This is a genomic window from Acinetobacter tibetensis (genome assembly GCF_023824315.1).
GTDB classification, from domain to species: Bacteria; Pseudomonadota; Gammaproteobacteria; order Pseudomonadales; family Moraxellaceae; genus Acinetobacter; species Acinetobacter tibetensis.
Genome location: NZ_CP098732.1, coordinates 354534 through 366823, shown reverse-complemented (window position 1 = coordinate 366823; position 12290 = coordinate 354534). Strand labels below are relative to the sequence as shown.

Annotated in this window: 14 protein-coding genes; 8 read left to right on the top strand and 6 right to left on the bottom strand. The window is 39.6% G+C overall.

Annotated features, from left to right (window positions below; genetic code table 11):
- The first annotated feature begins 53 nt into the window (after window positions 1-53).
- Together M5E07_RS01700 and M5E07_RS01695 are read left to right on the top strand one after the other, a co-directional pair.
- The gene (locus M5E07_RS01700; protein WP_252221365.1) at window positions 54-998 is read left to right on the top strand and encodes a metal-dependent hydrolase; all 945 of its coding nucleotides are present in this window, start codon (window positions 54-56) and stop codon (window positions 996-998) included.
- A 95-nt stretch (window positions 999-1093) separates the two neighbouring features.
- On the top strand, window positions 1094-1513 hold the full coding sequence (locus M5E07_RS01695; RefSeq protein ID WP_252221363.1) for a VOC family protein: 420 nt from the start codon (window positions 1094-1096) through the stop codon (window positions 1511-1513).
- On the opposite strand, the gene M5E07_RS01690 is transcribed toward M5E07_RS01695, so the two are convergent.
- The 3 genes from M5E07_RS01690 to M5E07_RS01680 all read right to left on the bottom strand — a co-directional run bounded on the left by M5E07_RS01690 (window position 1510) and on the right by M5E07_RS01680 (window position 4453).
- Complete coding sequence (locus tag M5E07_RS01690) at window positions 1510-2754, bottom strand: dicarboxylate/amino acid:cation symporter (RefSeq protein WP_116761982.1); 1245 nt, start codon at window positions 2752-2754, stop codon at window positions 1510-1512. The two genes, M5E07_RS01695 and M5E07_RS01690, sit on opposite strands and share 4 nt — an antisense overlap.
- 124 nt (window positions 2755-2878) lie before the next feature.
- On the bottom strand, window positions 2879-3517 hold the full coding sequence (locus M5E07_RS01685; protein WP_252221361.1) for a ComEA family DNA-binding protein: 639 nt from the start codon (window positions 3515-3517) through the stop codon (window positions 2879-2881).
- A gap of 63 nt (window positions 3518-3580) precedes the next feature.
- Window positions 3581-4453, bottom strand: coding sequence for an acyl-CoA thioesterase (locus M5E07_RS01680; protein WP_116761987.1), 873 nt, complete (start codon window positions 4451-4453; stop codon window positions 3581-3583).
- A 290-nt stretch (window positions 4454-4743) separates the two neighbouring features.
- On the opposite strand from M5E07_RS01680, the gene plsB reads away from it, so the two are divergent.
- Window positions 4744-7326, top strand: coding sequence for a glycerol-3-phosphate 1-O-acyltransferase PlsB (gene plsB / locus M5E07_RS01675; protein WP_252221359.1), 2583 nt, complete (start codon window positions 4744-4746; stop codon window positions 7324-7326).
- A 358-nt stretch (window positions 7327-7684) separates the two neighbouring features.
- Here plsB and M5E07_RS01670 read toward each other — a convergent pair whose 3' ends face one another.
- On the bottom strand, window positions 7685-7909 hold the full coding sequence (locus M5E07_RS01670; RefSeq protein ID WP_252221357.1) for an SMI1/KNR4 family protein: 225 nt from the start codon (window positions 7907-7909) through the stop codon (window positions 7685-7687).
- 207 nt (window positions 7910-8116) lie between these two features.
- Here M5E07_RS01670 and M5E07_RS01665 point away from each other — a divergent pair, with 207 nt between their 5' ends.
- The 5 genes from M5E07_RS01665 to M5E07_RS01645 are packed head-to-tail and all read left to right on the top strand — an operon-like array spanning window position 8117 to window position 10584.
- The gene (locus M5E07_RS01665) at window positions 8117-8512 is read left to right on the top strand and encodes a transposase family protein (RefSeq protein ID WP_252221355.1); all 396 of its coding nucleotides are present in this window, start codon (window positions 8117-8119) and stop codon (window positions 8510-8512) included.
- Window positions 8460-8930, top strand: a complete 471-nt coding sequence (locus M5E07_RS01660; protein ID WP_252221353.1) for a transposase family protein — start codon at window positions 8460-8462, stop codon at window positions 8928-8930. Before M5E07_RS01665 ends, M5E07_RS01660 begins: the two co-directional genes overlap by 53 nt.
- Window positions 8931-8981: 51 nt before the next feature.
- A complete protein-coding gene (locus M5E07_RS01655; RefSeq protein ID WP_252221345.1) occupies window positions 8982-9503 on the top strand; it encodes a PAAR domain-containing protein in 522 nt (173 codons plus the stop codon).
- Window positions 9496-10164 (top strand): zinc protease, encoded by a 669-nt coding sequence (locus tag M5E07_RS01650; RefSeq protein WP_252221343.1) that lies wholly within the window; start codon window positions 9496-9498, stop codon window positions 10162-10164. The genes M5E07_RS01655 and M5E07_RS01650 overlap by 8 nt, the downstream gene beginning before the upstream one ends.
- A 3-nt stretch (window positions 10165-10167) precedes the next feature.
- The gene (locus M5E07_RS01645; protein ID WP_252221341.1) at window positions 10168-10584 is read left to right on the top strand and encodes an NF045616 family extracytoplasmic (lipo)protein; all 417 of its coding nucleotides are present in this window, start codon (window positions 10168-10170) and stop codon (window positions 10582-10584) included.
- Window positions 10585-11037: 453 nt separating this feature from the next.
- On the opposite strand, the gene M5E07_RS01640 is transcribed toward M5E07_RS01645, so the two are convergent.
- Together M5E07_RS01640 and M5E07_RS01635 are read right to left on the bottom strand one after the other, a co-directional pair.
- A complete protein-coding gene (locus tag M5E07_RS01640; RefSeq protein WP_165815699.1) occupies window positions 11038-11265 on the bottom strand; it encodes a DUF6500 family protein in 228 nt (75 codons plus the stop codon).
- Between the two features lie 196 nt (window positions 11266-11461).
- On the bottom strand, window positions 11462-12271 hold the full coding sequence (locus M5E07_RS01635) for an NAD(P)H-binding protein (RefSeq protein WP_252221339.1): 810 nt from the start codon (window positions 12269-12271) through the stop codon (window positions 11462-11464).
- Window positions 12272-12290: the final 19 nt, after the last annotated feature.

Below are 12290 nucleotides of genomic sequence, written 5' to 3'. Positions count from 1 at the left end.
GACATTTTTTTCATACTGTTTTGAATGCATCAAAAAATGCTTGAGACCGTAGTATGAAACTGTTACAACGCCTGAAAAAAACAAAAAATGGCTCTTCAATTCAATATTGTATTCAACCGCGCAAAGTGAAGTTTGAATGGCAAAATACACCCGTGGACTGGGTGCCAGAACAACCTTTTGTCAGCTATTTTATTAATGAAATTAATATGATTTTACCGGCAGGCGAGTTCTGGTTTTGCCGTCTGTACAATAAAGTCCTATCGCAAATTCAAGATGAAAAACTTAAACAAGATGTACAAGCCTTTATTCGCCAAGAAGCCATGCATGCACAAGCACACAATTCTGCCAACAAAGAATATTTACGCGAACGTCAAATCGACATTCAACGTAATCTGGATCTGATGGATTTCCTGTTTGGAAAACTACTGGCAGACCAACCTCTGGGCTTAAATATTCCCAAACCGCTAGAACATCAATGGGACTTGTTCCGTTTAGGGATTGTTGCCACTGTTGAGCATATGACCTGTGTCTTGGGTAAATATGCACTCTACAATACCGAGTGGAAAAAACGTGGCGCAGATCCTGCCATGCTCGACTTAGTAAAATGGCATGGTGCTGAAGAAATTGAACACCGCACCGTGGCATTCGATTTGTACCACCATTTGGGTGGCAGCTATCTCGCACGTTATTACCTTAGTATTGTAGTGATCGCTGCGGTACTTGGACTGTGGGTGGATGGTACAGCACATATCATGCAGCAAGACCCACGCTTTAAATCGATCCGCCCTGCCATCTACAAACCGTGGATTTGGCGTGAATGGTATGCCATTTCTCAACGCAACAATGGTTTGTTGCCAAACCCACTCTGGCTCATCTCCCAACAACTGGGCTACTTAATGCCGTGGTACGACCCTGTACATGAAGCCAAAACTGAAGATGCAATTGCGTATCTGAATCAATCGCCTGCGGCCTTGCGTGCCATGCTCAAAATCGCCTAAAACCCGAAAATATCCAAACACTACAAAAAGCAGGCTGAATAGGCCTGCTTTTTTGCTCATTCTAAAACATCATGTTTAGATGTTGAGCTCTCGCCATGCACGCCCATCTTAGTGTACTCACCCTTGCGGTTCATGATTTACAAGCTTCGCTCAATTTTTACTGCCAAGGTCTAGGCTTTGAAAGTGAGGGAATTATCGGTCAAGAATTTGAAAACGGCGCGGTCGCCTTTATTGAACTGCAATCAGGTTTAAAACTGGCACTTTGGCCGCAACAGAGTTTAAGTGCAGATACAGGTTTGGCTTTAACACCAATCTGTCCGACTGGATTTTCGCTAGGACACAATGTCGGCTCAGCAGCCGAAGTCGATGCCATTATGACCCAAGCTGCACAGGCTGGCGCGACCATTACCAAAGCTGCACAAGCCACTTTTTACGGCGGCTACGCAGGCTATTTTCAAGACCCTAATGGACACCTCTGGGAAATTGTCTGGAATCCCTGCTGGGAAAACAGCTAGCTATTTAATTCCGTGACAGCTTCACGGGTATGGCGATCGACCACCACACTAATCATCATATCGCCTTGCACATTGACCACGGTTCGCACCGTATCCAGCAAGCGGTCGATCGGCAATAAAATTGCAATGGCTTCCGCGGGTAAACCCACCGATTGCAAAACCATAATCATAGTGACCATCCCAGCACTTGGAATACCTGGCGCTCCCAAAGATGCAATCATTGCGGTTAAGCAGACAATCAGTTGTTGACCTAAACTTAAATCCAAACCAATCAGATTGGCGACAAACAACGCAGCAGCAGCTTCATATAGCGCTGTGCCATCCATGTTTAATTGTGTACCCAACGGGATCACAAAGCCTGCGGTTGCGGGACTGACTTTGAGATTTTCTTGTGCACATTTCATGGATAGCGGCATGGTGGCTGAACTGGAACTGGTTGCAAATGCGGTAATCAGCGCAGCTCGCGTACCTTTAAAGAACGTCACGGGATCCATCTTGCCAAAAATCCATAACAACAACGGCAACACCACTGCGCCATGAAAAATGGTGGTTCCTGTCACCACCACAGCAAATTCGGCTAAACGGCTCAATACAGAAAGGTCTTCCGTGGCAATTAGCTTGGCGAGTAATGCAAAAATCCCCAATGGGGCCAGTTTCATGACCCAACGAATCATCAGCATCATGATTTCAAAGAACTGTCCTGCAAGCTGACGCACCGCTTTAAATCGCTCACCACCATGTACCAATGCCACACCAATGAAGAGCGCAAATACCACCACTGCCAAGACATTCCCTTCTGCAAAGGCTTTAAATGGATTGATTAACGTATTCTGAATAAAATTGGTAAAGAAAGAAGATGGCGTTAAAGTGTCAGGGGTTTGGTATTGATTCATATCATTCTGGAATAAGGCGATATCTACCCCTTTACCCACATCGAATAAATGTGCACAGCCAATCCCTAAAATTAAGGCTAAAGTGGTGGTCGTGACACAGCAGGCGACCGTGATTTTCCATACTTTTCCAAGTTGCCCACCTGCTTGTAAATTAGATACCCCAACCACGATCGAGCTAAAAATCAGAGGGATTAATAGCATTTTCAGTAGACCAATGAAAATACTACTGATAATGCCCAAGCCATATAAACTGGTGCTAAAGAAACTACTCTGTGGAAAGACACTGAGTAGAAAACCAAAAGCAATCCCCAGAATGGCAGCAATTAAAATCTGTGTGTTTAAATTCATTATGATTGATAAAGCATTTTAACTTAACACTACTATGTCATGCTGATGTTGAAGAATCGAGCAATTTTTTGTCACAACCTTATGATAAAAAAGCCAATAAATGATTCACTTACCCATCGCATTTTCAACGAAGATATTGTTGGAAGATCATTTGAGCTTTTTCTTCATTTGCTGGTACGCCATCAAAGCTAGCACCATTGACAACTAAGCCACAGGTAGAAGCATATAAAACATTTTGTGCTGAACTAAGTGCAATTACTCTATGCATAACATCAACCCAATCCTTAAATTGCCCACCATTTATACGTTCTTTCACAATTTTTTCGGCTGTTTCCTCACGGATACTACACACTTTTGCTAACTCAGCAGTTGATGCGGTATTAATTTCCACCAGACGCAATTCATAGCGCAAAGCACGTTTAGCGTCTTTCTCTGCTTGTCTTATTTGACGTTGTTGGGCATTTCTAGCATCGTGAGCTTCATCTTCAGCTTTTTTTTGTGCTAAAGCTTCTGGCGACCTTGCCGCCTCTCTTTGAGCTTGAGCTTCTTGCATGGCACGATAAGAGTTTAGATCAATACATTTATATTGTTGATTAATCGTATAGCCATCTTCTAATGCCTGATTGCGCTGCTCTATTGTAAGTAAGGGTTCACCATAACAGGCATTTTGGTATTCTTGTGAAGTCGATGCATCATTTGAACAACTCGAAATAGAGAAACATATACTGACGGTCATCATCGACGCCGTAAGGTGAGTTCGCAATAGTCTTACCATTGAATTTTTGAGCACAGCAAACTCACCTATCACTATTTTAATTATTTTTTCTTACTGCGTTTCAATTTCTCTGAGCCGAATCAAGCCTTCTTGGGTGGTACTACAGACCAACTCGCCATTTTGCCACATGCGTCCAAAATTCAGTCCACGCGAATTCGCACTTACTGTTGCATCCATGTCATACAACATCCAGTCATCCACACGGAAAGGTTTATGGAAATACATGGCATGGTCAATACTGGCACATTGCAAACTTGGAGATAACCAACTCAAACCATGTGGGCGTAATGCCGTGGTCATTAACGTAAAGTCTGAATAAAATGCGGCAATGGCTTGATGCAGTGAAACCTCATCAATTTCTGGCGTAATTGGGTCATGGGTACGAATGTAGTGCGCATAAGAAGGTGCAGCAGGTTGTGGCTGATACGGATTTGCTGGATCGATCGGGCGAATCTCGACATGACGATCACGCATAAAGCTGGCACGTACATTTTCAGGTACAAACTCGACCAACATTGTCTTCAATTCAGCTTCCGATTTCACTTGCAGCGGTGCTGGATAATCAGGTTCCTGAATCTGATAATTCAAGCCTTCTTCTGGCTCTGCAAAAGAAACCATCGCGGTAAAAATGGTACGTCCATGCTGGATGGCACGCACTTGACGGCTGACAAAACTTTTCCCATCTCTTAAACGATCCACTTCATAAATGATGGGTGCATTCACATCGCCCCCGAAGAGGAAATAAGCATGTAAGGAATGTGCGGGACGATCTGCCGTGTAGGAAGCGGCACGTAAAGCCTGCCCCAAAACTTGCCCACCAAAAACACGCTTACCTACCAAATTACGACTTTGACCGCGAAAAATATTCTCTTCGATTTTTTCAAGGCTAAGCAGTTCAACCAATTCTTGAGTTAAGGCATTCATAGCAGACCTGTTTTAAATTTTAGACACACCCATGTTGGTGTTGATTAGAAAGACCATAGAGCGCTCGCTCTAAAACTATATTACCTAAATGTTGACCATTCCCCTAGAGATTAATTGACTGTACTGTCACTGTAATTTTCAAATTTAATTGCTAAAAATATGTGGTTTAAGGCTAGAATCTTGGCATAAGCAGTGAATTTATCAGAAAATGACCTCTAGTTTTTGATTACAATTACGCAGAATAATTCCCCCTTCACATTTTGGGGCTTCGTACCGTATTAGGAGTATTTATGTCCAAGCGTGGCTTTGGTCAAATGTATCGCCAGCTTTCCAGCAAGCTGCTTGACCTTGTGGTAACCCCTCATATTTTGGGTGAAGTACCCAGCAACCCGACAACTCCAACAACCAGCGAAGACCCAAATGTTGCTAGTACACCGAGCAAAAAAGTGGTGTGTTACGTCTTACAAAACTATTCGCGTAGCAATGCCTTGGTGGTCGATGGCGAAACCCGTCGTTTACAATTACCAGCCGCATTAGACTCACTCTTGATTGGTGAACATAAAGAAAAAGCCTCGATCTTATTCTTGCAACATCATGATGAGCAGAACTTACTGAGCCCACCACCCAATACGCTTCCACCCCGTCTATTACGCTTCATCGACTTACTCGAAAAGCATCCAGACTTAGATATTGAACTGGTGCCTGTAACGGTACTGTGGGGTCGTTCACCAGATAAAGAAGACTCTTGGTTTAAACTGTTATTTACCGATACGTGGGCAACACCAAGCCGTGTGAAACAACTGGTGAATATTGGCTTGCATGGACGTGAATCTTATCTGGAATTCCACGAAGCCCAATCCTTACGTGACCTGATCCAGTATGCCAAAACCACCCATCCAAATTTATCGCCTGCGACGTATATTATTAGCAGCTTAAATAACTATATGGATGCGCAGCGTGAAGTGGTGCTTGGTCCTGATTTGTCAGACCGTCGTAACGTCATGCACAGCCTGATTAAGGCAAAAGATGTACAAGATGCCATTCGTCGGGAAAGTATTCGCAGCAAAATCAGTATGCTAGAAGCAGAGCGTCGTGCGATTAGTTATTTAAATGAAATTGTCTCGGACTATTCATCTTCTGCGGTACGCTTTGCTGATATGGCGCTGACGCGTTTATGGACGCAGCTCTATGATGGCGTTGAAGTGCATAACTTCAGCACGGTGCGTGAACTGGCGAAAGAATATGAAATTATTTATACCCCATGCCACCGTAGTCATATCGACTATCTGCTACTGTCTTATGTGATTTATAAACGTGGCTTGATGGTGCCGTACATTGCGGCGGGTGATAACCTGAATATGCCATTTGTGGGTCAATTATTACGTGGTGGCGGTGCGTTCTTTATTCGCCGAACTTTCCGTGGCAATGGCTTATATACCACAGTATTTAAAGAATATTTATACAGTATTCTGTCGCGTAACACGCCTTTGGAATATTTCATTGAAGGCGGACGTTCACGCACAGGCCGTCTATTGCCCGCAAAAACAGGTATGCTCGCCATGACGGTGCACAGCCATCTTCGTGGACGTGCAAAACCGATTGTGTTTGTTCCCACCTATATTGGCTATGAACGCCTAATGGAAGGCTCAACCTATGTTGGTGAAATGCAAGGCAAACCGAAAGAAGCAGAATCAGTCCTTGGGATTGTCAAAACCCTGCGCAAAATTGAACGTATCTTCGGTAAAGTACATGTGAACTTTGGTGAACCTGTATTCCTTGACGACAAACTTAAAGCCTTTGGTGCTGAAAATATTCGCATTGAGAAAAATGACGATCCAATTCCAAATGAAGTCTCCGATGCTGTGAGTAGTGCTGCGCATACCATTTTGGAAAACATCAACCGTGCCGTAGTGATTAACCCTGTATCTTTGTTGTCTTTAATTTTATTGGCGACACCAAAACATACACTGGATGAAGAACTGTGCATTAAACAGTTAGATGCTTACCGCAATTTGCTGACTGCATTGCCTTATGATGAACGCACGCAAGTTACACCACTTTCTGGCAAAGAAATTATTGCCTATGGTTTAAAACTCAAACTGATTAAGCGCGTGAAACACGTTCTGGGTGACATTATCGCAATTGAAGACAATCAAGCCGTATTACTCACCTACTTCCGTAACAACATTGTGCATGCCTTTGTCTTGCCATCTTTAATTGCAGCATTGGTGGAACATAACGGCATCATCAAGCGTCAAGATTTATGCAATGTGATTCGTACCCTGTATCCATTCTTGAAAGCTGAGTTGTTCCTGAAATGGGATGACGAAAGCTTAAAAGCGCAAATTTCCGCTTACGCAGATGCTTTACTCAGTACAAAACTGATTACTGAAGATGCCGATGGACACTTGATTTCTCCTGCACCAAATACTGAAGAACATAATCAATTGTTAGTGCTCGCGGGTCCTGTAATGCAAAGCCTAGAGCGCTATTACATGACCTTAGCGCTGATTACGCAGCGTGGTTCTGGCAACATCTCGACGCGTCAAGTGGAAGAGTTGAGCCACTTGGTGGGTCAGCGCTTATCCGTATTGTATGAGTTCAATTCACCAGAGTTCTTTGATAAAGCCCTATTCCAAAGTTTTATTCGTGTACTGACTCAACAAGGCTATATCAGTACCAATGCCGAAGGCTCGATTGTGTTTGACAGCAACTTTAGCAATATTGCTGCCAATGCCAATTTGGTCCTAGATGATGTGACTTTACAAATGTTGCAACACATTACCACTTTTAGCGATGAAGAGTTAAAACAGGTGTTAGATGCTGTTGCAGCACAGCAAGCGAAACGTCGTTTGAAGCGTAAGAAGAAGTAATTTTAAGAAGCATAGGTATCTGCGATTTTAGATACCTATGCTGTATGTATAACAAGAAAGTTTTTCAGATTCTGAATAATCGCCATTATGTTAAATAAAGCTCAGGTTAATAATTTAAGCTAGCTTAGTAAACTCAAAAGATTATAATAATTATCAAATACTTCTATTAATTTTAACTTAGGGTTTCCATGTTGGTCTTTAATATATTGATCATGGTACATAAGAACTATTTTCGGATTATTAACGTCAGGCCTATAGTCAAATCCGATATAATCACTACAACCATTTAGTCCAAAGACGACTATCCTATCATGGCCATATATATCTTGATCTTGATAGTTTTCAATATGATCACCTCCTATCTCCTTCCAAAACAACAGAACGCTATGCCTGACTCTCCTACTTCACTGTTAGAATCAGTATATTCAAAGCTATTCTCAATAAATTGCACCCCATTATGAGATGTAATCAGCTTTTTATAATTTAAAGGTAAGTTAATTTCATAAGCTTGCTCAAATTTTTCTATAACCTCTAAACTGATTGATCCGAAATCATACATAACATTTAAATTTTGATAAGGCATCTGATGTTTTTACCTAATTAAGAGAAACTCAATTTCCTATAACCGCCATTATTTTAAATGGAGAAAAAGAAAAAAGAATGAAATTTTCAAACTTTGTATCGTTTAATTCTTGTGTTTTAATAGATCTCTTTCATAAATCAAAAAACGACCATATTTTTGATTGATATTTATACCCTATATTTCAGAGCTATCGTGCATAATCTGTAGATGAAATACATCGATTCAAAGAAGCTTTCTGAAACACAGCTTAAGCGATATACGAGCATCTCATGGTCAACCTTCTATTTAATGGTTGAGCAATTAAAGAAGCATGTTGCAACTAAAGGCAGACGGCCCAAATTAAGCGTGGAGGATCAGGTTCTACTCTGCCTAAGCTATTGGCGTGAATACCGAACTTTATTTCACGTTGCGACGAGTTACGGAGTTTCAGAGCCAACAACCTCAAGAATTGTACGTCATGTTGAAGATTGCCTGATCAAGTCCAATCTATTTAATTTGCAGAAGAGTTTGCCAGAAGGTGAAGGCATAGACTGGAATGTGGTGATCGTTGATGCCACAGAAATTCCAATACAAAGGCCTAAAAAAACAGAAGAAAAGCTATAGTGGCAAGAAAAAGACACACACCTTTAAAGTACAGGCCATAATTCATTATAAAACTCAGCAAATTCTGAGCTTATGTACTGATCGCGGTGCGGTGCATGATTTTGAGTTATTCAAACGCAATTTAAGCAAGATTCCTTCAGGAGCTTTTATTCTTGCAGATAAAGGCTATCAAGGGATTTATACGTTGTATCCCAATAGCCTGTTGCCATTAAAAGCGAAAAGGCACTGTAAATTAGATCCTGAACTAAAAATCTATAATCATGAAATCAATAAAAGAAGAATAGGGATTGAGCATGTATTTGGTAGTTTGAAGACCTTTAAAATCCTTACTGAGCGTTATCGAAATAGAGGTAAGAGACTTGGTTTGAGATTCAATTTAATCGCTGGAATCTACAACTTGGAACTGAGTAAAAAATGATTTATGAAAGAGGTCTAATGGCGCTGTTATTAATTAAACATAAAATTATAAATGAAAGCATTAATTACCGTTGGTTGTAAAACGGATCATGGTGGAATCATTATTTTAGGTGATTCGTCTTTTTTAGTTGAAGGTAAAGCTGTCCATTTAGATGGTATGACGCATTATTGTCCTCTGTGTAAAGTTCAATCATGTGCAATAGCTTCGAATCAAGGCTTTATGATTGTTGGTGGAAAAAGCATTGTAGCTGCAGGTGATACTTCTACTTGTGGTTCAAGATATTTAAAAATTTCTGATCTTGCTGTTATGAGTAATGGATCAGGTAGATTCGAAACATCATCAAAAAATACTAATAACTTTATATCTAAACCTGAGTTTCAGTATGGTCAAAGATTTTTATTACAAGATGAGTTAACAGGTGAGCCACTGGCTGAAATTTGTTATGAAGTTCATAAAAATGGTGAAGTTATTCATGGAACTACGGATAAAGACGGTTTGACTGAACTTATAAAAGGAACTGAAGATGAGGAAGTTGAATTAAAAATTATTTCGAAGGAGCATAATCATGACTAATGTTATTGCAACATTTTCTGCAAAATTAAAAAAAATTGATGGAGATATGAAAGCAAAGGCTGCTGTTGCTATCAAAATAGGGACTAAACGTAAACTTACATCTGGTGAGATAGCAATGTCTCAATTGGTATTCAAGGACTCTATTGATTATTCTAAAGTTTGGATACATTTAGGTGGATTGATACACACAAGAACTGGCAATGCGATGACGCCTGCTGGAGAAATATATTTACCTAAAGATGATTATTTAAAAATAACAGACTTTAGTATTGCTAAACCAAATGTAAGACATTGGTTTATTCATGAAATGACTCATGTTTGGCAATATCAAATGGGTGCAACGAATGGTTGGCTTGGCATAAAGCAACTTTGTAATGGTGGATATACTTCCGAAGTAAATTCAGTTGATTCAGGTCAAAATGAGTTAAAAGCTTACGATACAGACTTAATGGGCAGAGATCTTAATAAAAAATTTCAAGATTTTAATTTTGAGCAGCAAGGTCGTATCATTGAGTTTTGGTTTGATGCAATATATTTACAAAAAATTAGCCCATCACGAGCGCACCATCAAAAAAGTCTAAAATTATTAGGGTATGTTGAAAAAATATTAAGAGATTTTTTGTTAAACCCTAAAGATAAATCTTTGTTACCTAAAGCTTAAATCATGAAAAAAAATCCTGTTTTATTAATGTCTTTACTTAGTTTACTTACTATAAACAGTTGTGCACAACCTATTAGTAGAAATCTTGAATCCACTATTAAAGATAATAATGTATGTATTTTCACAAATAATGAAAAAACCTATTCCGATGTTGAAAACTCATATCTAGTTTTTGTTGCAGAAATAACAGATAGTAAAGATTATAAAACTGTGTATGAAAAGACATACAGTAAAGGAAAATTTCCTATATTAGAGGATGATTGTGCCTTAATTCCGTTAAATATTTTTAAAATAAACAAACCATATGATGTGAATTTGGAATCAAATAAAAATTTTGCAACGCAAATATGTATTTCTGAAGCTGGAAAGATTCTGCCTGTAAGCTATCTTAGCCCAGGGGAAGCTGTGTGTTCTAAGTAATAGATATTTAGTCATGACTAAGTTTTTACCTATCGACTCATCCCATAACCACGACTTTTTGGCTGATCTTACTTAAGCTGATCTCGTTCCTGTTAATGGTTCTGCCCATATTTCAGGTAGATCTCGTTCATTTTTAGGAGGGATTACCGGATGAGGCCTAGAGCTTTTTTGTAGCACAAAAAACCAAGTTTTAATTCATAAAAAGGCAGTTCAATTTAGTTAATCCAAAAATTGCAGCACTTGTGTTCTTAATATCAGATGGATTTAGTTTTATGCTTAGTACTGAAATATTGGTTGATAGTGATGTGCTAGGATTCAGTTGCTCTAAATTAACATAATACACCTTATACCAACGTGAAAATTGAGGCTATGGCTTTAATTTTTATATATTTTTAAAATTTAAAAATCCTAGATCTCAATCTAGGATTTTTATTTCTTACAATAGCCATGATGTTAAATGGAAGAAGACTCTCTCAAAACAAGGGCTTTAATTTTTACGGCTTTTTCAAAATGATCTAATTTATGTTGCATGATCCACCAAGTCGCCGCTTCCATTAAAAGCTCAGGATTATCATTTTTATTTTTGAAAAAAGCATAGAAAGATAAACCTACGCTATCTCCCTTTTTTTGAATTTTCTCATTACACCCACTGATAAATAATTCTCTTAGCTCTTTTCTCATATTTTTAACTTTTCCTAAAATTAGCATAAACCACTTATGCAAAATACCTTCTTTTATTTTGTATAAATCATAATCTTAAATCAGATCACTCTAGTGATCAGTACACTAGAATGGCTTTTACATTATTTTTCACATTCCACGACTATTTTCCAGTCAATGTTCCACATCTTTCATTCAACAAAGTACAAAATATTCTTCACTGACTCTTCGCTAACAATGCCGAATAATCCTCAAAACAATCTGAATGTTGTAATTCAAAATCCGTCTGCTGCATGTTAGACGCATAAATTCGCTTACCTGAAAGCTGTTCACTCTCTAAGGTCAACTCAGGTAACCCAAGTTGCTGCTGAAACCACTGAATAATTTCATGTAAAGGAATCGGCTGATTATTTGTGACAATATAGGAACTTTCAGGATGTTCCACGTGAATCAAATGCGCCAGAAAACGAGCTAAATCTTCAATATGTATGCGATTGCTATAATGAATGTTCGGATAGGTCGAGGTCTGCTGCGCCATCTTCACCATACGTGCCACAGAAGCCCCGTAAATGCCTGTCGGGCGAATAATAATACTTTGCTCAGGATACGCAGTCTGCCACAACAATTCCATCTGCCGTAGAATCTCGCCTTGTGCATCGATCGGCTTAGGCACACTAGCATCATCAATTCGCTCCCCTGCTTGCTCACCATAAACTCGCGTTGAAGATACTACGATGACTTTTTTTACAGGATGAGCTTGTAAGGCCTTCTGCATCGCAGGAATCGCATCAACAAAAGTCGCTTGATAGCCTTCAGGTGTACTCGATGCAGGAGATAACAATACATAGACGATATCGACAGGGGCAATCTGACTCAAATCAAGTTGATGGATATCTTGAATCAAATGCGTAGCAAAATCCTGCGGTTTGGCAGTACGGCTAATTGTGGTAATTTGGTGGCCTTGTTGAAATAATTGTTTAGCAACCCGTTGAGATGTTTTACCATAACCTATAAATAAAATATGCATTTAGCACCTAATGAGCACT